Annotated in this window: 15 protein-coding genes; 9 read left to right on the top strand and 6 right to left on the bottom strand. The window is 68.1% G+C overall.

Translation table 11 applies throughout. The features are described from left to right. Window positions 1-237: 237 nt before the first annotated feature. Window positions 238-2,394, bottom strand: coding sequence for a methionine--tRNA ligase (metG, locus tag CFB46_RS00200; RefSeq protein ID WP_089499102.1), 2,157 nt, complete (start codon window positions 2,392-2,394; stop codon window positions 238-240). Window positions 2,395-2,771: 377 nt separating this feature from the next. Further along, on the bottom strand, window positions 2,772-3,419 hold the full coding sequence (locus tag CFB46_RS00185) for an OmpA family protein (protein WP_027785137.1): 648 nt from the start codon (window positions 3,417-3,419) through the stop codon (window positions 2,772-2,774). Window positions 3,420-3,771: 352 nt separating this feature from the next. On the opposite strand from CFB46_RS00185, the gene apbC reads away from it, so the two are divergent. The 5 genes from apbC to CFB46_RS00160 all read left to right on the top strand — a co-directional run bounded on the left by apbC (window position 3,772) and on the right by CFB46_RS00160 (window position 9,401). Further along, window positions 3,772-4,863, top strand: a complete 1,092-nt coding sequence (gene apbC / locus CFB46_RS00180; protein WP_027785136.1) for an iron-sulfur cluster carrier protein ApbC — start codon at window positions 3,772-3,774, stop codon at window positions 4,861-4,863. A gap of 133 nt (window positions 4,864-4,996) precedes the next feature. Next, complete coding sequence (sodC, locus tag CFB46_RS00175; RefSeq protein WP_027785135.1) at window positions 4,997-5,533, top strand: superoxide dismutase [Cu-Zn]; 537 nt, start codon at window positions 4,997-4,999, stop codon at window positions 5,531-5,533. 119 nt (window positions 5,534-5,652) lie between these two features. Then, the gene (dcd, locus tag CFB46_RS00170; protein ID WP_027785134.1) at window positions 5,653-6,222 is read left to right on the top strand and encodes a dCTP deaminase; all 570 of its coding nucleotides are present in this window, start codon (window positions 5,653-5,655) and stop codon (window positions 6,220-6,222) included. Between the two features lie 81 nt (window positions 6,223-6,303). Then, window positions 6,304-8,583 carry an arginine/lysine/ornithine decarboxylase gene (locus CFB46_RS00165; protein ID WP_027785133.1) on the top strand — a complete coding sequence of 760 codons (2,280 nt, stop codon included), beginning with the start codon at window positions 6,304-6,306 and terminating at the stop codon, window positions 8,581-8,583. Then, window positions 8,583-9,401: a lysozyme inhibitor LprI family protein gene (locus tag CFB46_RS00160; RefSeq protein ID WP_027785132.1), complete on the top strand. Its 819-nt coding sequence runs from the start codon at window positions 8,583-8,585 to the stop codon at window positions 9,399-9,401. Before CFB46_RS00165 ends, CFB46_RS00160 begins: the two co-directional genes overlap by 1 nt. 88 nt (window positions 9,402-9,489) lie before the next feature. Here CFB46_RS00160 and CFB46_RS00155 read toward each other — a convergent pair whose 3' ends face one another. The 3 genes from CFB46_RS00155 to CFB46_RS00145 form a co-directional block, all read right to left on the bottom strand. Further along, a complete protein-coding gene (locus CFB46_RS00155) occupies window positions 9,490-10,173 on the bottom strand; it encodes an HAD family hydrolase (protein ID WP_027785131.1) in 684 nt (227 codons plus the stop codon). A gap of 94 nt (window positions 10,174-10,267) precedes the next feature. Next, the gene (gene argH / locus CFB46_RS00150) at window positions 10,268-11,677 is read right to left on the bottom strand and encodes an argininosuccinate lyase (RefSeq protein ID WP_027785130.1); all 1,410 of its coding nucleotides are present in this window, start codon (window positions 11,675-11,677) and stop codon (window positions 10,268-10,270) included. Between the two features lie 104 nt (window positions 11,678-11,781). Beyond that, complete coding sequence (locus CFB46_RS00145; protein ID WP_027785129.1) at window positions 11,782-12,591, bottom strand: helix-turn-helix transcriptional regulator; 810 nt, start codon at window positions 12,589-12,591, stop codon at window positions 11,782-11,784. Window positions 12,592-12,806: 215 nt separating this feature from the next. Here CFB46_RS00145 and CFB46_RS00140 point away from each other — a divergent pair, with 215 nt between their 5' ends. Then, a complete protein-coding gene (locus CFB46_RS00140) occupies window positions 12,807-13,559 on the top strand; it encodes a class I SAM-dependent methyltransferase (protein WP_027785128.1) in 753 nt (250 codons plus the stop codon). 124 nt (window positions 13,560-13,683) lie between these two features. On the opposite strand, the gene ppc is transcribed toward CFB46_RS00140, so the two are convergent. Next, complete coding sequence (ppc, locus tag CFB46_RS00135) at window positions 13,684-16,713, bottom strand: phosphoenolpyruvate carboxylase (protein ID WP_027785127.1); 3,030 nt, start codon at window positions 16,711-16,713, stop codon at window positions 13,684-13,686. A gap of 207 nt (window positions 16,714-16,920) precedes the next feature. Here ppc and hemC point away from each other — a divergent pair, with 207 nt between their 5' ends. From hemC to CFB46_RS00120, 3 genes are read left to right on the top strand one after another with little or no spacing between them, the layout of a single operon-like run. Further along, window positions 16,921-17,925 (top strand): hydroxymethylbilane synthase, encoded by a 1,005-nt coding sequence (gene hemC / locus CFB46_RS00130; RefSeq protein ID WP_027785126.1) that lies wholly within the window; start codon window positions 16,921-16,923, stop codon window positions 17,923-17,925. Continuing rightward, window positions 17,925-19,895, top strand: a complete 1,971-nt coding sequence (hemDX, locus tag CFB46_RS00125) for a fused uroporphyrinogen-III synthase HemD/membrane protein HemX (RefSeq protein ID WP_027785125.1) — start codon at window positions 17,925-17,927, stop codon at window positions 19,893-19,895. Before hemC ends, hemDX begins: the two co-directional genes overlap by 1 nt. A 2-nt stretch (window positions 19,896-19,897) precedes the next feature. Then, on the top strand, window positions 19,898-21,085 hold the full coding sequence (locus tag CFB46_RS00120; protein WP_027785124.1) for a heme biosynthesis protein HemY: 1,188 nt from the start codon (window positions 19,898-19,900) through the stop codon (window positions 21,083-21,085). Window positions 21,086-21,207: the final 122 nt, after the last annotated feature.

Here is a 21,207-nt window from a genome sequence, read left to right as displayed (position 1 = left end):
CAAGGGCTCTCGTGTGAAAAGTTACTCATCCCGGAGCATTGAATCCATGGGACATGTATGGTTTTGACGGATTTTTGCGTTGGCGTCGGGGTAATCTCGCAGGCCGTTGCAAACGGAAAGCAGCGTTGGTAGATGTCATTGGCGCTAACAAGGTCAGCATCGGCAACGGCGTGGCGCAGGCAAAAAAAAACCCGCACGCTACCGACGTGCGGGGTTGTTGCTCAGGCAGCGCGCCGCTTACTTCACGCGCATGCCGGGCTTCGCGCCGCTGTGCGGTTCGAGGATATAGAGGCCCGGTTCCGCCTTCTCGTCGGTGGCCGACGCGGCGAGCACCATCCCTTCGGACAGGCCGAACTTCATCTTGCGCGGCGCGAGGTTCGCGACCATCACCGTCAGCTTGCCGACGAGCTGCTCCGGCTGGTACGCGGACTTGATGCCCGAGAACACGTTGCGGGTCTTTTCCTCGCCGACGTCGAGCGTGAGCTGCAGCAGCTTGTCCGAGCCTTCGACGGCCTGGCACGCGACGATCTTCGCGATGCGCAGGTCGATCTTCGCGAAATCGTCGATCGAGATCGGTGCGTCGTCGGCGCCGTTCGCGACGGCCGGCTTCGCGTTCGCCTTGGCATTGCTCTTCGCATCCTTCGCGGCGTTCGCGCTCGCGGCGGCCGCACCCGTTGCTTCGGCCTGCAGCGAATCGCGGTTCGCGGCGAGCAGCGCTTCGATCTGCTTCGCATCGACGCGCGTCATCAGGTGCTGATACGCCTTGATCGGCTGTGCCGACGACAGCGGCTTCGCGGCATCGGCCCACGCGAGCGGCGCGATCCCGAAGAACGCCTCGACCGCTTCGGCCACGCGCGGCATCACCGGCTTCAGCGCGAGCGACAGCAGGCGGAAGGCTTCGAGGCTCACGCTGCAGGTTTCGTGCAGCGCGACCGCATTGGCCGGATCCTTCGCGAGATCCCATGGCTTCGCGCCGTCGACGTACGCGTTCACTTCGTCCGCGAGCTCCATCGTATGGCGCAGCGCGCGGCCGTATTCGCGTGCTTCGTAGCTCGCGGCGATCTGCGCGATCGCATCGCGCAGCTTCGCGACGAGCGGATGATTCATCGCGCTGTCCTGCACGCGGCCGTCGAAACGCTTGATCAGGAAGCCTGCCGCGCGACTCGCAATGTTCACGTACTTGCCGACGAGATCGCTGTTCACGCGCGCCTGGAAGTCGTCGAGGTTCAGGTCGATGTCTTCCATCGTCGCGTTCAGCTTCGCGGCGAAGTAGTAGCGCAGCCACTCGGGGTTCAGACCCGTGTCGATGTAGCTCTGCGCGGTGATGAACGTGCCGCGCGATTTCGACATCTTCGCGCCGTCGACCGTCAGGAAGCCGTGCGCGAACACGTTGGTCGGCGTGCGGTGGCCCGAGAACTCGAGCATCGCGGGCCAGAACAGCGTGTGGAAGTACAGGATGTCCTTGCCGATGAAGTGGTACTGCTCGGTCTTCGAGCCCGGGCGGATCCACGCATCGAAATCGATGCCGTTGCGGTCGCACAGGTTCTTGAAGCTCGCGTAGTAGCCGACCGGCGCGTCGAGCCACACGTAGAAATACTTGCCGGGCGCGCCCGGGATCTCGAAGCCGAAGTACGGCGCGTCGCGCGAGATGTCCCAGTCGGCGAGCTTGGCCTCGCCGGCGTCGCCGAGCCATTCGCGCATCTTGTTGGTCGCTTCGGGCTGCGCGAGGCCGCTCACCCATTCGCGCAGGAACGATTCGCAGCCCGGATCGGACAGGCGGAAGAAGTAGTGCTTCGAGATCTTGCGCACCGGCGTCGCGCCCGACACGACCGAATACGGGTTCAGCAGTTCGGTCGGCAGGTAGGTCGAGCCGCACACTTCGCAGTTGTCGCCGTACTGGTCCTTCGCGTGACACTTCGGGCACTCGCCCTTGATGAAGCGGTCCGGCAGGAACATTTCCTTGACTGGATCGTAGGCCTGCTCGATTTCGCGTTCGGCGATCAGGCCGGCTTCCTGCAGCGCGAGATAGATCTTCTCGCTCAGCACGCGGTTTTCTTCCGAATCGGTCGAGTAGAAGTTGTCGAACGACACGCCGAAGCTGTCGAAGTCGCGCTTGTGCTCGGTCCACACGCGGTCGATCAGCTGCTTCGGCGTCAGGCCTTCCTTCTCAGCGCGCAGCATGATCGGCGTGCCGTGCGTATCGTCGGCGCCGATGTAGTAGACCTCGTGGCCGTGCATTCGCAGCGCCCGCACCCAGATGTCGGTCTGGATGTACTCGACCAGGTGGCCGATGTGGATCTGCCCGTTGGCATAGGGCAGTGCGGACGTAACGAGGATCTGGCGGCCGCCTTGCGGCGCCGCAGCCTGCACGGAAGTGAGGTCGGATGCGGACATAGGGTCTGGAAAAGGACAGCAGAAAACGACGGGAAACCGCGATTCTAGCAGGGGCACGGGCCGGCGCGGCGGGCACGCGCCGCGGACCGGGCGGCAGACGGGGCAGAGCCGCTCATGCGGCATGCCCGACAGCATTGTGCTGCGTTGCAGCACGAATTTCGCAGGCAAAAAAAACCGGGGCGGATACGGCCCCGGAGCAACAACGACAAGAGGAGAATGGTGACGCGCCGGCAACACCAGCCACGTACCGTAAATACTGACCACGGCCTGCGACAGAAGTTCGAAAATTTTTTCGATTTGTTACCGGCCCCGCCGAAAGCCTTGTCAGGCGGGGCTGTGCGGGCAGGGCGCCCGCACGTTTCCTCTCGTGGTCGCGCTTACTGATGCTGTTGCGGTGCGCGCAGATAGATCTCGACGCGGCGGTTTTGCGCGCGACCGGCTTCGGTCGCGTTGTCGGCGATCGGGTTCGATGCGCCCATGCCTTGCGCCGACAGACGACCGCCGTTCACGCCGCGCTGCACGAGCGCGTTCACGACGCTTTGCGCGCGGTTCTGCGACAGCGTCTGGTTCAGCTGCGCCGAGCCCGTGCTGTCCGTGTAGCCGACGATCGACGCCGTCACTTGCGGGTTCTGGTTCAGCGTCGTCGCCAGGTCGTTCAGCAGCGGCGTGAACGCCGGCGTGATCGCGTACTGGTTCGTCGCGAACGTGACCGAGCTCGGCACGTTCAGCTTCAGCGAGCCGTCCGGCTGTTCGGTGACCTGCGTGCCCGTCTGCGCTGCCGACGGCGCGAGCTTGTTCTTGATCGCTTGCCAGTTGTAACCCGTCACGCCGCCGACCAGTGCGCCGACGCCCGCGCCGATCGCCGCGCCCTTGCCGCCGCCGGCCAGTGCGCCGATGCCTGCGCCCAGCGCCGCACCCGTGCCGGTGCCGACGGCCGCATTGTTGCCCTGCTGCGTGGCGCAGCCTGCCAGCAGCGCGCCGGCGAGTGCGAAGACGGACAGGCGAGTCGCGATTTTCATGTTCATGTTGGATTCCTCTCTTGGTTGAACGAGTCGACAACGACGACAAACAACAGTTACGGCTTCCTGCGCGGGCCGTCCGAAAAAGGAAGGCCGGCCTGCGCTCGCGGCAGCCGCCGAGGCGGTCGCATGCCCTGTCCGTCAGCGTGGCTGTTCGGACAGCGCGGCGCGTCAGCCTCTACAATATAGGCGGTAAGTGGCCGATTTGGCCCTATAGCATGCCGCACGCGAAGAGTGCGCCGGGTCGCGCGTTCGCGCAATGGCGTGCAACAGATTCTTTCACTTTTCCCGACTTTCGCAGCGTAATTTGATATTTTTTGACGTTTGCGCGCGAGAAAAACGTTTTCACGGAGTTTCGATGAGCATTGACCGGGCACAAGTCGACGCCGCACTGGCGGCAGTCGTCGACCCCAATACCGGCCGCCCGTACGCGGCGAACAAGGGCGTGCGCAACGTCGCGATCGACGGCGATGTCGTGGCGCTCGACGTGGTGCTCGGTTATCCGGCGCGCAGCCAGCACGACGACGTGCGCGCGCGCGTCGTCGCGGCGCTGCAGGCCGTGCCGGGCGTGCGCGACGCGCGCGTCGCCGTGTCGCAGGAGATCGTCGCGCATACGGTGCAGCGCGGCGTGAAGTTGTTGCCGAATGTGAAGAACATCGTCGCGGTCGCATCGGGCAAGGGCGGCGTCGGCAAGAGCACGACGGCCGTGAACCTCGCGCTCGCGCTCGCCGCGGAAGGCGCGTCGGTCGGCATTCTCGACGCCGACATCTACGGCCCGTCGCTGCCGACGATGCTCGGCATCCACGGCCAGCGCCCCGAGTCGCCGGACAACCAGTCGATGAACCCGCTCGTCGGCCACGGGCTGCAGGCGAACTCGATCGGCTTCCTGATCGAGGAAGACAACCCGATGGTGTGGCGCGGCCCGATGGCGACGTCCGCACTCGAGCAGCTGCTGCGCCAGACCAACTGGCGCGAGCTCGACTACCTGATCGTCGACATGCCGCCCGGTACGGGCGACATCCAGCTCACGCTCGCGCAGCGCGTGCCCGTCACCGGCGCGGTGATCGTCACGACGCCGCAGGACATCGCGCTGCTCGACGCGAAGAAGGGGCTGAAGATGTTCGAGAAGGTCGGGATTCCGATCCTCGGCATCGTCGAGAACATGAGCATCCACATCTGCTCGAACTGCGGCCACGAGGAGCACATCTTCGGCGCGGGCGGCGCGGAGCGGATGGCGAAGGATTACGACGTGACCGTGCTCGGCAGCCTGCCGCTCGACATCGCGATCCGCGAGCGCGCCGACAGCGGCACGCCGACCGTCGCGGCCGAGCCGGACGGCGCGCTGGCGCGTCGTTACCGCGATATCGCGCGCGGCGTCGCGCTGGCGATTGCCGAGCGATCGCGCGACATGACGTCGAAGTTCCCGTCGATCGTTGTTCAAAATACGTAAAACCCTTGCGGGGCGGGGCCTCACGCTGCTTACGGCGCCGCGAGGCGCGGTATCATGGCGACTTTTCCCGGGTCCCTTTACCCGCCCGGCGCGGCCGTCGTCTCGAATGGCCGCCAGCCGGCATGAGGATCGAATGAAACAACGACATCACGGCGTGCGCGCCGGCCGCGCGCGGCGCGCGCTGCTGGCCGCCACCGCGCTGGGCCTGCTGGCCGGCTGTACCGCCTTTTCCTCGTCGCACGAAAAACGGGCCGACGCGCAACTGCAGCCGACGGTCGGCTCGCAGGCGCGCGGCGCGGTCACGTTCGTCGAGCGCCCCGACGGCGTGCAGGTCACCTACAACCTGGTCGGCCTGCCGCCGAACAGCGACCACGCGCTGCAGGTGCACGAACGCGGCGACTGCAACGCGGGCGACGGCTCGAGCGCCGGCCAGGTGTTCGCGCCGGCCGCCGACCGGCTGCGCGCGGGCGCGCGCGTCGCCGGCGATCTCGGCAACATCCATGCGGATTCGAACGGCGTCGCGGCCGGTTTCATCGTCGCGCCCGATCTGGCCCTCGACGGCGTGCGCTCGGCGCTGAGCCGCGCGGCGCTGGTGCACCGCGACGCGAGCGATCCGGCGTTTCCGCAGCATGGCGCGGGGCCCGCGCTGGCCTGCGGCGTGATCCGTTGACGGCCGCCGCGTGCACGGGACGATGATCGCGTAAAATGTGCGCCTTTCCCGGCCGCCGTCTCGAACCGGCGGCCTTTGCTTAACACCTACCGTCACGCAGCGTATCCAGGCGCCCCGATATGAGCATCAAGTCCGACAAATGGATTCGGCGCATGGCCGAAGAGCACAAGATGATCGAGCCGTTCGTGCCCGGTCAGGTCCGCGAGTCCGAGGACGGTCGCAGGATCGTCAGCTACGGCACGTCGAGCTACGGCTACGACATCCGTTGCGCGGACGAATTCAAGATCTTCACGAACATCAACTCGACGATCGTCGATCCGAAGAACTTCGACGAGGGTTCGTTTGTCGATTTCAAGGGCGACGTGTGCATCATCCCGCCGAATTCGTTCGCGCTGGCCCGCACCGTCGAATATTTCCGCATCCCGCGCACCGTGCTGACGGTCTGCCTCGGCAAGTCGACCTACGCGCGCTGCGGGATCATCGTCAACGTGACGCCGTTCGAACCCGAGTGGGAAGGCTACGTCACGCTGGAATTCTCGAATACCACGCCGCTGCCCGCGAAGATCTACGCGAACGAAGGCGTCGCGCAGGTCTTGTTCTTCGAGAGCGACGAGGTGTGCGACGTGTCGTACGCCGATCGCGGCGGCAAGTATCAGGGTCAGCGCGGTGTCACGCTGCCGAAAACCTGATCTGGTTGCATAACGTCTCACCAGTTTCCGGGTGACCGCTGCGCGTGACGCGCCGCGGTCGTTCTTTTTGGAGAATCGCCCATGAAGTTTCGTTTCCCCGTCGTCATCATCGACGAAGATTTCCGCTCCGAGAACATCTCGGGCTCCGGCATCCGGGCGTTGGCCGAAGCGATCGAGAAGGAGGGCGTCGAAGTCCTCGGCCTCACGAGCTACGGCGATCTGACGTCGTTCGCGCAGCAATCGAGCCGCGCGTCGTGCTTCATCCTGTCGATCGACGACGACGAACTCATGCTCGGCGAAACCGGCGCGGACGGCGAGCTGCCCGAGCTGGCCACCGCGATCATCGAGCTGCGCGCGTTCGTCACCGAAGTGCGTCGCCGCAACGCGGACATCCCGATCTTCCTGTACGGCGAGACGCGCACGTCGCGGCATCTGCCGAACGACATCCTGCGCGAACTGCACGGCTTCATCCACATGTTCGAGGACACGCCGGAGTTCGTCGCGCGCCACATCATCCGCGAAGCGAAGGTCTATCTCGATTCGCTCGCGCCGCCGTTCTTCAAGGAACTCGTCAAGTACGCGGACGAAGGTTCGTACTCGTGGCACTGCCCGGGTCACTCGGGCGGCGTCGCGTTCCTGAAGAACCCGCTCGGCCAGATGTTCCACCAGTTCTTCGGCGAGAACATGTTGCGCGCGGACGTCTGCAACGCGGTGGACGAACTCGGCCAGCTGCTCGATCACACGGGCCCGGTCGCCGCGTCCGAGCGCAACGCGGCGCGCATCTTCAGCGCCGATCACCTGTTCTTCGTGACCAACGGCACGTCGACGTCGAACAAGATCGTCTGGCACGCGACGGTCGCGCCGGGCGACATCGTGCTGGTCGACCGCAACTGCCACAAGTCGATCCTGCACGCGATCACGATGACGGGCGCGATCCCCGTGTTCCTCACGCCGACGCGCAACCATTTCGGCATCATCGGCCCGATCCCGCGCGACGAATTCAAGCCGGAGAACATCCGCAAGAAGATCGAGGCGAACCCGTTCGCGCGCGAGGCGCTGCGCGAGAACCCGGACATGAAGCCGCGGATCCTGACGATCACGCAGAGCACGTACGACGGCGTGGTCTACAACGTCGAGATGATCAAGGACCTGCTCGGCGACCTGCTCGACACGCTGCACTTCGACGAAGCGTGGCTGCCGCACGCGACGTTCCACGATTTCTACCGCGACATGCACGCGATCGGCGACGGCCGTCCGCGCACGGGCGCGCTCGTGTTCGCGACGCACTCGACGCACAAGCTGCTCGCCGGCATCTCGCAGGCATCGCAGATCGTCGTGCAGGATTCGGAGAACCGCACGTTCGACAAGCACCGCTTCAACGAGGCGTACCTGATGCACACGTCGACGAGCCCGCAGTACGCGATCATCGCGTCGTGCGACGTCGCGGCCGCGATGATGGAGCCGCCGGGCGGCACCGCGCTCGTCGAGGAATCGATCGCCGAGGCGATCGACTTCCGCCGCGCGATGCGCAAGGTCGACGCCGAATACGGCGACGACTGGTTCTTCAGCGTGTGGGGCCCGGACAACCTGTCCGAGGAAGGCATCGGTTCGCGCGAGGACTGGATGCTGAAGCCGAACGACCACTGGCACGGCTTCGGCCCGCTCGCGGAAGGCTTCAACATGCTCGACCCGATCAAGGCGACGATCATCACGCCGGGGCTCGACGTCGACGGCGAGTTCGGCGAGACCGGCATTCCGGCCGCGATCGTCACGAAGTATCTGGCCGAACACGGGATCATCGTCGAGAAGACCGGCCTGTACTCGTTCTTCATCATGTTCACGATCGGCATCACGAAGGGCCGCTGGAACTCGATGGTGACCGAGCTGCAGCAGTTCAAGGACGACTACGACAATAACCAGCCGCTCTGGCGCGTGCTGCCGGAATTTGTCGCGCAGCATCCACGCTACGAGCGCGTCGGCCTGCGCGACCTGTGCACGCAGATCCACGACGTGTACCGCGCGAACGACATCGCCCGCCTGACGACGGAGATGTACCTGTCGGACATGGAGCCGGCGATGAAGCCGTCGGACGCGTTCGCGAAGCTCGCGCACCGCAAGATCGACCGCGTGCCGCTCGACGAGCTCGAAGGCCGCGTGACGAGCATCCTGCTCACGCCGTACCCGCCGGGCATTCCGCTGCTGATCCCGGGCGAACGCTTCAACAAGACGATCGTGAACTACCTGCGGTTCGCGCGCGACTTCAACGAGCGTTTCCCGGGCTTCCACACCGACATCCACGGCCTGGTCGCGGAAGAGGTGAACGGCCGCGTCGAGTACTTCGTCGACTGCGTGCGCGACTGATGGCGACGCACGGACGATTCCGGACGATGCGTGCGGCGCTGGCCGCGCTCGTCGTCTGGGCGGCAGGATTGACCGGGCTCGCAGGCGCGGGTGTCGTTCATGCGGAAGTCGCGGCGGCCGACCCGATCGACGTCGCGATGCGGCAATGTCTCGCGCGGCGCGACCGGTCGTCGCCGGCCGGCCAGATCCAGTGCATGGGCGAAGCGCAGCAGCAGTGGCAGGCAGTGATGGACGGCGCGTACCAGCGCCTGTTGAAGGATGCGCCGGCCGACGCGAAGCGCGGCTGGCAGGACAGCCAGCGCCGCTGGCTCACGTGGCGCAAGGACGAAGTGCATCTGCTGCAGGCCGTGTACGACACGACGCGCGGCACCGCGTATGCGATGTCGAGCGCCGACATGCAGCTGCAGCCGGTGCGCGATCGCGCGCTGGCGCTGCGCGGGGCGGCCGATCGCTATGCACCGCCGCCCGCCGCCGTGCCGGTCGCGGCGACGAGCGGTGCGCAGGGCGGTGCGGGTGCGGCGGTGCCGGCCGGCGCCAAGCCGGCGAACGTGCCGCGCGATCCTGCGATCCGCCGCGTGCGGCCGTGCGCGCAGGACGCCGCGTGCGAACATGCGCTGTTCGACCTGAACCGCTATTACCAGAAGCTGCGCCGCAAGATGCCCGCGCATTCGGCCGCGACGCTCGTGCGCGCGCAGCGCGCGTGGGTGGCGTTCCGCGATGCGACGGCGCCGCTCGTCGGCGAGGACGGCCGCGTCGATCTGATCGGTGCGCGCATCGCGACGATGAAGCGGTTGTCGGAGACTGCCGGCAACGGGTAGGAACCGCCGCGATGCCAGTGATCCGGCGCGGCAACGCAAAACGGGCACCCTCGGGTGCCCGTTTGCATTGGCGGCTCGCGTGCGCCGCTTACGCGGGCTGCTGCGTGTCCAGCCGGCCGAACCACGACGGCACGAGCGCGACCGCATCGTCGAGCGACGCGAGCACGTGCAGGCTCAGCGCGACGATGTCGGGCGTCGGTGCCTTCAGATCGGGCACGGTGACGACCGCGGCGCCCGCGCCGGCGGCCGACTGCGCGCCGAAGTCGCTGTCCTCGAACGCGACGCACGCGTGGGCCGGCACGCCGAGGCGCTCGGCCGCGAGCCGGTAGACGGCCGGGTCGGGCTTGCCGCGCGCGACTTCGTCGCCGCCCGCGATCGCGCGGAAGAACGGCAGCACGCCCACTGCGTCGAGCCGCGCGCGGATCACGTCGCGCGCGGACGACGACGCGACCGCGCACGGAATGCCGGCCTGCGCGAGCGTTTCGAGCAGCGCGAGCGCGCCCGACTTCAGCGGAAACTTCGGATGGGGTTCGGGTGCGGCGAGTTGCTCGCGCACGCGGATGCGCACCGCGTCGAACGTGTCGGGGTGGCCGATCAGTCGCGCGAGGATCACCTGGCCTTCGGCGAACGAGCGGCCGACGATCTGCAGATAATCGATCTCGGTCAGCACGACGCCGTGCGCGTTCGACACGTCGATCCACGTGTTCATGATGGTCCGTTCGGAATCGACGAGCAGGCCGTCCATGTCGAAGAGCGCGGCGGAAAAGGTCATCGGGGCATCCGTGAAGCGGGGAAAGCGATGGGCGGCGCGCCGGCCGCCCGAATGAAAAACGGACGCCGAAGGCGTCCGTCCGGGACTGCAGGCGTTACTTGCCCAGCGCGGCGCGGGCAGCCTTGACGGCCTCACGCACCTGGTCGGGCGCGGTGCCGCCCGGATGGTTGCGGCTCGCGACCGACCCTTCGAGCGTCAGGTAGCCGAACACGTCGTCGCCGATCAGGTGCGCGACGTTCGGCAGTTCCTGCTTCATCTCGTCGAGCGTCAGGTCGGCGAGGTCGATGCCGCGGTCGTCGCAGATCTTCACCGCGTGCGCGACGGCTTCGTGCGCGTCGCGGAACGGCAGGCCGCGCTTCACGAGGTAGTCGGCGAGATCGGTGGCGGTCGAGAAGCCCTGCAGCGCGGCCGCGCGCATCGCGTCCGGCTTCACGGTGATGCCGGCGACCATCTCGGCGAAGATCCGCAGCGTGTCGGCGACGGTGTCGACCGTGTCGAACAGCGGTTCCTTGTCTTCCTGGTTGTCCTTGTTGTACGCGAGCGGCTGACCCTTCATCAGCGTGAGGAGCGCCATCAGGTGGCCGTTCACGCGGCCGGTCTTGCCGCGCGCGAGCTCGGGCACGTCCGGGTTCTTCTTCTGCGGCATGATCGAACTGCCGGTGCAGAAGCGGTCGGCGATGTCGATGAAGCCGACGCGCGGGCTCATCCACAGCACGAGCTCTTCGGAGAAGCGCGACACGTGCGTCATCACGAGCGCGGACGCCGCGGTGAATTCGATCGCGAAGTCGCGATCGGACACCGCGTCGAGCGAGTTCGCGCAGATGCCGTCGAAGCCGAGCGTCTTCGCGACCGCGTGACGGTCGATCGGGTAGCTCGTGCCCGCGAGCGCGGCCGCGCCGAGCGGCAGGCGGTTCACGCGGGTGCGGCAGTCGCGCATGCGTTCCGCGTCGCGCGTGAACATCTCGACGTACGCGAGCAGGTGGTGGCCGAACGTGACCGGCTGCGCGACCTGCAGGTGCGTGAAGCCCGGCATGATCGTGTCGGCGTTCTGTTCCGCGAGGTCGATCAGCGCGCCGCGCAGGTCGTTCAGCAGGCCGCCGATGCGGTCGATCTCGCCGCGCAGCCACAGGCGGATGTCGGTCGCGACCTGATCGTTGCGCGAGCGGCCCGTGTGCAGGCGCTTGCCGGCATCGCCGATCAGCGCGGTCAGGCGCGCCTCGATGTTCAGGTGGACGTCTTCCAGGTCGAGCTGCCATTCGAATTCGCCGCGCTCGATCTCGCCCTTGATCTGCGCCATCCCGCGTTCGATCGCGGCCAGGTCGTCGGCGCTGATGATCTTCTGCGCGGCGAGCATGTTCGCGTGCGCGAGCGAGCCGGCGATGTCGACGAGCGCGAGGCGCTTGTCGAAAAACACCGACGACGTGTAGCGCTTGACCAGCTCCGACATCGGTTCCGAGAAGCGGGCCGACCAGGCCTCGCCCTTTTTGTGCAGTTGGGACGTCATGGCGATTCTTCGAAGGGGTGTTGGGCGGCGTGCGCCGCCGAGGGAATCCCGCGATTCTAACATTCGCGGGCCGGCCCGCCGGCCTTTGCGGGCGCGGCCGATGCTCAGTCGCGCACCAGCACGACGAGCTTCAGATCTTCCCGATGCGCGGGCTTCAGCGTGATCTGCTGGTACACGAGGCGGCCGTCGGCCGGGTGGTCGAATTCGCGCAGCCCGCCTTCGCGCTCGAACACGTCCTGGGATGCCCAGTACTGCGCGAACGCGTCGCTGCCGGCCGTCAGCGCGTCGATCAGCGCGCGCGTCGGCGCATCGGTCAGGTGGCGGATCGCATCGGCGCGGAATTCGGCCGCGAGCCGCCGCGCGCGGGTTTCCCAGTCGACGATCAGCGTGCGGGCGGCCGGCGACATGAACGTGAAGCGCAGCAGGTTGCGGTCGTGCTCGCCGTCGAGCCAGCCGGAAAAGAGCGCGGCGGCCGGCGCATTCCACGCGAGCGCGTTCCATTGGCGGTCGAGCACGTAGGCGGGCGTCGCGATCGCCGCGACGGTCGCGGCGAGCGTCGGCGGCAGGTCGCCGCCCGCGACGTCGGGCTCGGCCGGGTCGCGCTGCGCGGCCAGCTCGAACAGGTACGCGCGCTCGGCCTTCGACAGTTGCAGCGCGACGGCGATCCGGGCCAGCGCGTCGGCCGAGGCCGATACGGGCCGGCCCTGTTCGATCCACGTGTACCAGGTCGGGCTGACGCCGCACAGTTGCGCGACTTCCTCGCGCCGCAGCCCCGGCGTGCGGCGGCGCGGGCCGGGCGGCAGGCCGACGGCCTGCGGCGACAGTCGCTCGCGATGGGCGCGGATGAATTCGCCGAGCGCGCGAGCGGGCGAGGCGTCGAGCGGCGGGACGGGGGCGGAGGACGGCTGGTTCATGCGGAAACGGCGAAGTGGATACGAAGACGCGGCAACGATCAGACGGGTGGATCGAATACCAGAATAACTGCTTAACTTGTACTGGTACACATGCGGGCCTATTGTAGCGGCTCGCGCGTCGGCAGGGCAGCGCGCGTCCCACAAAACGTTGCACGGGGCCGGATCGCGCGCTCAAGCGTGGGTTTGACCGACTGCATCACGGAAAGGAGCGAACGATGAAACACCACGACCAGGTCGCCGACGCATTCGGCACGACGGCCGCCGCCTATCTGACGAGCACGGTTCATGCGACGGGCGCCGACCTGCAGACGCTCGCCGACGCGGTGCGTGCGACGCCCGATGCGGCGGTGCTCGACCTCGGTTGCGGCGCCGGCCACGCGAGTTTCGCGGTCGCGCCGCACGTGCGCGACGTGGTCGCGTACGATCTCGCCGCCCCGATGCTCGCGACCGTCGACGCGGCCGCACGCGAGCGCGGGCTCGCGAACATCCGCACGCGGCAGGGCCCCGCCGAGCGGCTGCCGTTCGACGCCGCGACGTTCGACTGGGTCGTGAGCCGGATGAGCGCGCACCACTGGCACGACATGCGCGCGGCTCTCGCCGAGGTGCGCCGCGTGCTGAAGCCGGGTGGGCGCGTGCTGATGATCGACATCGCCGGCAACGACCATCCGCTCCTCGATACGTACCTGCAGGCCGCGGAAGTGCTGCGCGACGCGTCGCACGTGCGCGACTACCGCGCGGACGAATGGCTCGCGATGTTCCGCGCAGCCGGCTTCGACGCGCAGGTGCACAGCCGCTGGCGGCTGCCGATCGATTTCGACACGTGGGTCGCGCGCATCCGCACGCCGGCCGACAGCGTCGCCGGCATTCGCGCGCTGTGGGCGCATGCGCCGGACGAGGTGCGCGGCTATTACGCGGTGCAGCCCGACGGTTCGTTCGAGCACGATGCGTTGCTGATCGACGCGCACTGAGCGTGCGGCGCGCGCTGCGCCGGTTGCGGCCGCATGAAAAAAGCCGCGATACGCATGGGCGCGTATCGCGGCTTTCGTTATCCCGGCCGGCGCCGAACAGGCCCGGCGCCCGCGCGGCCCGCGGTCAGCCGGTGTTGCGCAGGCCGGCCGCGATCCCGTTGATCGTCAGGTGAATCCCGCGGCGCAGCCGCGCGTTCGTGTCGCCCGCGCGGTGACGCTTGATCAGCTCGACCTGCAGGTGATTCAGCGGATCGAGATACGGGAAGCGGTTCTTGATCGAGCGCGCGAGCAGCGGGTTGGTCGCGAGGCGGCCTTCGTGCCCGGTGATTTCAGCGAGCGCCTGCGACGTGCGCTCCCATTCCGCGACGATCCGCTCGAACACGTGCTTGCGCAGCTTGCGGTCGGGCACGAGTTGCGCATAGCGCGACGCGACCGCGAGATCGGTCTTCGCGAGCACCATGTCCATGTTCGACAGCAGGTTCGCGAAGAACGGCCAGGTCTTGTTCATCTTCTTCAGCAGCGTGACGCGTTTCGCGCGTTCGGCGTCGTCGGACGCGCCGTCGAGATACGCGCTCACCGCGCTGCCGAAGCCGTACCAGCCGGTCAGCAGCAATCGGCACTGACCCCACGAGAAGCCCCACGGAATCGCGCGCAGGTCCTCGATCTTGCGCTGCTTCGGATCCTGCAGCTTGCGCGACGCCGGGCGGCTGCCGATGTTCAGCTCGGCGATCTCGGTGATCGGCGTCGACGCGAAGAAGTAGTCGGTGAAGCCCGGGGTTTCGTAGACGAGCGCGCGATACGCGGCCATCGCCGAGTCCGACAGCGTCTGCATCGCGCCTTCGAACGCGGGCAACTGCGCCGGTGCGTTCGACTGCGGCAGCAGCGACGCCTCGAGCGTCGCGGCGACGACCGTCTCGAGGTTGCGCCGGCCGATCGACGGGTTCGAGAACTTGCTCGCGATCACCTCGCCCTGTTCGGTCAGGCGGATCTGGCCGTTCACGGTGCCCGGCGGCTGCGACAGGATCGCCTGGTAGGTCGGGCCGCCCCCGCGGCCGACCGTGCCGCCGCGGCCATGGAACAGTCGCAGCGTGATCTTGCGCTCGCGGAACAGGTCGACGAGCGCGAGTTCCGCGCGATACAGCTCCCAGTTCGACGTGAGGAAGCCGCCGTCCTTGTTGCTGTCGGAGTAGCCGAGCATCACTTCCTGTTCGGCGCCCTGGTGCGCGATCAAAGCGTCGATGCCCGGCAACGCGAAGTATTCGCGCATGATGCGCGACGCGTCGCGCAGGTCGGGGATCGTCTCGAACAGCGGAATTACCATCAGGCTGTTGCGCGCGTTGCTGCCCTGCACGCCGAGCGTGCCTTCGAGCAGACCCGTCTCCTTCTGCAGCAGCAATACTTCGACGAGGTCGCTGACGGTTTCCGTGTGCGAAATGATGTAGTTGCGCACCGCACGCGCACCGAATTGCGCGCGGACCTCGCGCGCCTTCTCGAACACGCCGAGCTCGCTTTGCGCGAGCGCCGAGTATTCGAGGTACGGCGAACGCAGCGGGCGCGGATCGGCGAGCGCGGCGAGCAGCACGCGCAGCTTGTCTTCCTCGGCGAGCGCCGCATAGTCGGCCTCGACGCCCGCGCGCGCGAACAGCTCGGCGACCACCGCCTCGTGGATGTCGGAACTCTGGCGCAGGTCGATGCTCGCCAGATGGAAGCCGAACACTTCGGCCGCGCGCACGAGCGGCGCGAGGCGCGGCGCGGCGAGCGACGTGCCGTGGTGTTCGTCGAGCGACGCGGTCAGCACCTTCAGATCGGCGACGAACGCTTCGGAATCCTCGTACGGAATCGCGCGCACCGGCGGCGCGCCGCGGCCCGCGCTGCGCACGGGTACCGTGCCTTCGCCGACGCGCACGCGCGCGCTCGCGGCGAGCCGCGTGTAGATGCCGATCAGCGCGCGGCGATACGGTTCGTCGACGCGGTGCGGCGACTGGTCGGGCGATGCTGCCGCGAGCGCCTTCACCGCATCGTTCGCGCCGACCAGCAGGTTCGACACCGACAGCTCGGCGCCGAGCTTGTGCACCTGTTCCAGATAGTGTTCGAGAATCACCGCGGCCTGGCGGTTGATCGCCTCGTCGAGCGTCGGCGCGGTCACGTTCGGGTTGCCGTCGCGATCGCCGCCGATCCAGCTGCCCATCTGGAAGAACGCGGGCACGCGGGCCGACAGGCCGTGCTCGGCGAGCGCGGCCTCGATGTCGCCGTACAGCGCGGGAAGCTCGTCGAGGAACGTCGCGCGGTAGTACGACAGCGCGTTCTCGATTTCGTCGCCGACCGTCAGGCGCGAGTCGCGCAGCATGCGCGTCTGCCACAGCGCGGTCACGCGCGCGCGCAGCATCGCTTCGTTGTACTGGCGCTCGCGCGCGGTCAGTTCCTGATCGCGCTCGGCGAGCAGGCGCGCGATGTCGTGCTGCGCGTCGAGGATGCTCTTGCGCTGCACTTCGGTCGGGTGCGCGGTCAGCACCGGCACGATCAGCGCATCGTCGAAGAAGCGTTGCAGCAGGCGCTTCGACGCGTTGCCGGTGGTTTTCAGCTGGTCGAGCGCGTACGCGACCGTGCCGGGCTGCGGCGCGGAGCCCGCCAGCGCGTGGATGCGGCGGCGGCGGTTGTGGTGGCGGTCTTCCGCGATGTTCGCGAGGTGCGAGAAGTAGCTGAACGCGCGCACGACGCTCACCGTCTGCTCCGGCGTCAGCTTGCGCAGCTTCTTCTCGAGCGTCTGCGCGGCTTCGCTGTCGTCCTCGCGGCGGAACTTGACCGCGGTCTGACGGATCGCCTCGACCACGTCGAATACGGTATCGCCTTCCTGTTCGCGCACGACGTCGCCGAGCAGGCGGCCGAGGAAGCGGATGTCCTCGAACAGCGGGCGGTCCTTGTCGTCGCGCGTGCGGGTGCCGGCCTTCGGCGCGACGGCCTGGCGGGCGGCGGGGCCGGCGGCCTGCATCGCGCGTTTTGTCTGACGTATCGGGTCTTTCGGTTTCGTTGCCGTGGGTTTCTTTGCCGTTTTCGCACGGCCGTTCGCGGCGGTGGCGAGCGTGCCCGTGGGGGCGTCGGGGGAGGGCAAGGCAGCATTGCGGCGCGCCGTACGCGCCGATCCGGAAGACTTCACGATGGGTTTCCTTGGGAAAGCTCGAGTCAAAAGGAACTGCGGAAACTGCGGGAACTGCGGTCAAGCAACCAGCTACGTGCGACACATCCGCACAACGGCGCCGCGACCCGCACGGAAGCAGGCCGGGCGCAGGCTCCGGGCTCGGGCGGCCGGGGCGTGCGTGCTACCATTGTTCGGTCTTCAATCCCGTCCTTCGATGTTCCAGCAATGAATTCCGAGACCCCCGCGGCCGGGCCGCAACAGGCACGGCCGCCCGCGACGTTGACGATTGCTTCGCGCGAGAGCCGTCTGGCGATGTGGCAAGCCGAACATGTGCGTGATGCGCTGCGCAAATTATATCCAGCTTGTGACGTGAAAATCCTCGGGATGACGACGCGCGGCGATCAGATTCTCGATCGCACGCTGTCGAAGGTCGGCGGCAAGGGCCTGTTCGTGAAGGAACTGGAGAGCGCGCTGGCCGACGGCCGCGCCGATCTCGCGGTGCATTCGCTGAAGGACGTGCCGATGGCGCTGCCCGACGGCTTTTCGCTCGCCGCGATCATGGAGCGCGAGGATCCGCGCGATGCATTCGTGTCGAACGACTACGCGTCGCTCGACGCGCTGCCGGCCGGCGCCGTCGTCGGCACGTCGAGCCTGCGTCGCGAAGCGATGCTGCGTTCGCGTTATCCGCAGCTCGAGGTCCTGCCGCTGCGCGGCAACCTCGACACGCGTCTCGCGAAACTCGACCGCGGCGACTACGTGGCGATCATCCTTGCGGCGGCGGGCCTGAAACGCCTCGGCCTCGAAGCGCGGATCCGCGCGCTGCTCGACGTCGAGGCCAGCCCGCCCGCGGCCGGCCAGGGCGCGCTCGGCATCGAGATCGCCGCGCACCGCGGCGACATCGCCGCGTGGCTCGCGCCGCTGCATGACCGGCAGACCGCGCTCGCGGTCGAGGCCGAGCGGATGGTGTCGCGCGCGCTCGGCGGCAGTTGCGAGGTGCCGCTCGCCGCGCACGCGGTGTGGCGTGCGGGCGAGCTGTACCTGACGGGCCGGGTGTCGACCACCGACGGCAAGCGCGTGCTGACGGCCGAGGCGTGCGGTGCGGCCATGACCGTCGCCGATGCGCTCGCGCTCGGCCGCGCGGTGTCCGACGACCTCGAGGCGCAAGGCGCGCTCGACATCGTCCACGCGCTGCTCGCGAGCTCGCAGGCCGCGGGCAAGGGCGACGCCTGATGGCGGGCGGCGCGCGCGCGTTCACCGCTGTCCTGACGCGTCCGGACGGCCAGTCCGACGCGCTTGCGTCGCAACTGGCCGATGCCGGTTGCGACGTGCTCGAATTCCCGCTGATCGACATCGCGCCGGTCGACGATCCGGCGCCGCTCGACGCCGCGTTCGCCGCGCTGGCCGACTACGCGCTGGTGATTTTCGTGTCGCCGAACGCGATCGACCGTGCGCTCGCGCGGTACGGTGCGATCTGGCCGAACGCGCTGCCCGTCGGCGTGGTCGGGCCCGGCAGCGTCGCGGCGCTGGAGCGTCACGGCATCGCGGCGCCCGCGCATCGCGTGATCGCACCGCAGGCGCCGGCCGACGGCGGCGTGCCCCATTACGATTCGGAAAGCCTGTTCGCGAGCATCGAGGCCGCGTTCGGCGACGCGCAGGCGCTGGCGGGCAAGCGCGTGCTGATCGTGCGCGGCGACGGCGGGCGCGAATGGCTCGCCGAGCGCCTGCGCGAGGCCGGCGCGGACGTCACGCTCGTTGCCGCCTACCGGCGCGTCGTGCCGGAGCCGCGCGTCGGCGCGTGGGAGCGCGTGCACGTGCTGCTCGACGGCCAGCCGCACGCATGGCTGGTCACGAGTTCGGAAGGTGTGCGCAACCTGCACGAGCTCGCGCAGGCCCATCTGAACGACGCCGAGATCGACGCGCTGAAGCATGCGCCGCTCGTGACGCCGCACCCTCGGATCGAGCAGACCGCGCGCGCATTGGGTTTTGATAGGATTACGCTGACCGGCGCGGGCGATGAGCGCATCGTCCGCGCGTTTCGAACGATGGCCGACGAGGCCGTCCAACCGGCGACAGCCGCACCGGTGACTAAACGCATGACAGATACCAACGATTCCAAAAGCGTCGCTTCCCAGCCGGCCGCTGCATCTGCGCCGCCGTCCAGCCCCCCTTATCTCGCACCCGAGCCGCGTGCGCGCCGCGGCGGCAGCGCGGTGCTGTGGTTCGTCGTCGTCGTGCTCGGCTGCGCGGCGGGTGTCGGCGGCTACGCGCTGAACCGCAAGATCGATCGGCTCGACGGCTCGTTCGTCGCGCGCCAGAAGGCGCTCGACGCGCAAGCGGCCGAAACGCGGATGAAGACCGAGCAGGCGCTCGCCGGCACGCACCAGGTCGACACGCAGCTCGCGCAGCTCGACGGCAAGCTCGCCGATGCGCAGAGCGCGCAGCAGGCGCTGCAGCAGCAATACCAGGACCTGTCGCGCAACCGCGATGCGTGGATGCTCGAGGAAGTCGACCAGATGCTGTCGAGCGCGAGCCAGCAGCTTCAACTGACCGGCAACACGCAGCTCGCGCTGATCGCGCTGCAGAACGCCGACGCGCGTCTCGCGACGTCGCAGAGCGCGCAGGCCGTCACGGTGCGCAAGGCGCTCGCGCAGGACATCGAGAAACTGAAGGCCGCGCCGGCAGCCGATCTCACCGGCCTCGCGATCAAGCTCGACGACGCGATCGGCAAGATCGACGCGCTGCCGCTGTCGGGCGAGGCGATCGTGCCGCACGCGGCGCCGAAGGCCGCGCCGGCCGACGCCGCATCGTCGGTCGTCGCCGGCGAGCCGCGCTGGAAGGTGTGGTGGCACGACTTCTCGGCCGGTCTCGGCCAGCAATTGAAGGGCCTCGTGCAGGTGCGCCGGATCGACAACGCGGACGCGATGCTCGCGTCGCCCGACCAGGGCTACTTCGTGCGCGAGAACGTGAAGCTGCGCCTGCTCACCGCGCGGCTGTCGCTGCTCGCGCGCAACGACAGTGCGATGAAGGCCGACCTGCACGCCGCCCAGGCGTCGCTCGGCAAGTATTTCGATCAGGCGTCGAAGGACACGCAGACCGTCGAGGATCTGCTCAAGCAGGTTGACGGCGCATCGCTGACGGTCGCGGTGCCGAACCTGAACACGAGCCTGAACGCCGTTCAGCAGTTCAAGAGCCGGGGGTAACGATGACGCTTCGAGGAATCGTCTGGCTCGCGGTCCTGTTCGCGATCGCCGCCGCGCTCGCCACCGTCGGCCGTTTCGACGCGGGGCAGGTGCTGCTCGTCTATCCGCCGTACCGGATCGACGTGTCGCTGAACCTGTTCGTGATCGCCATCGTCGTGCTGTTCATCGTCGTGTATGCGCTGCTGCGCATCGTGCGCAACATCTGGCGCATGCCGCAGCGGGTCGCCGCATATCGCGCGCGTTCGCGCAACGAGAAGGCCCAGGCGTCGCTGCGCGATGCGATCGCGAACCTGTACGCGGGCCGCTTCTCGCGTGCTGAAAAGGCTGCGCGCGAAGCGCTGTCGGTCGATGCGAACCTGGGCGCCGCGAGTCTCGTCGCGGCCACCGCCGCGCACCGGATGCACGAGTACACGCGCCGCGACGACTGGCTGTCGAAGGTCGATGCGCCCGAATGGCAGGATGCACGGCTGCTCGCCGCGGCCGACATGCGCGCGGACGCCCGCGATGCCGACGGTGCGCTCGCCGCGCTGGCTGACATGCAGGCCGGCGGCAAGCGCATCCACGCGCAGCAGGTCGCGTTGCGGGCGCAGCAGCAACTGAAGAACTGGGCCGAGGTGCTGAAGCTCGCGAAGGCGCTCGAAAAGCGCGAGGCGCTGCATCCGGCCGCGGCCGTGCGGCTGCGGCAGCAGGCAGCGGAAAACCTGCTGCGCGAACGCCGGCACGACCCGGACGCGCTGCTCGAAGTGTGGCAGTCGCTGTCGCCGGTCGAGCGCCAGTCGCCGCGTCTGGCCGATCTCGCGGCCGAGCTGCTCGTGCCGCTCGAGCGCCGCAACGAAGCGCGCCGCATCGTCGAGGACGCGCTCGCGCACAACTGGGATGCGCGCCTGCTGCGTCGTTATCCGGACACGGCGGGCGCCGATGCGCTGCCGCTGATTCAGAAGGCCGAAGGCTGGAAGAAGGATCATCCGGAAGATGCCGACCTGCTGTTCGCACTCGGCCGCCTCTGCCAGCAGCAGCAGCTGTGGGGCAAGGCGCAGTCGTTCCTCGAATCGGCGCTGAAGCTGGCCGACAACGAGGCGCTGAAGGTGCGTGCGCATCGTGCGCTCGCCCGTCTGTTCGAGCATCTCGGCGAAACCGACAAGGCCGCGAAGCACTACCGCGAAAGCGCGCTCGCGATCACCGTGGTCTGACGCGTGCCGCGGTAAAAGCCCCGAACGCCGATCGGCCTTCGGGGCTTTTTTTCGTCCGGGGCGAGGCAGTCCGGACGCAGGGTGCCGTCATCCGGGCGGCGGAGCACTCGGCCGGTGCGGGT

It is taken from the genome of Burkholderia sp. HI2761 (assembly GCF_002223355.1).
Taxonomy (GTDB): Bacteria; Pseudomonadota; Gammaproteobacteria; order Burkholderiales; family Burkholderiaceae; genus Burkholderia.
This window is presented reverse-complemented; position numbering and strand designations above follow the sequence as displayed.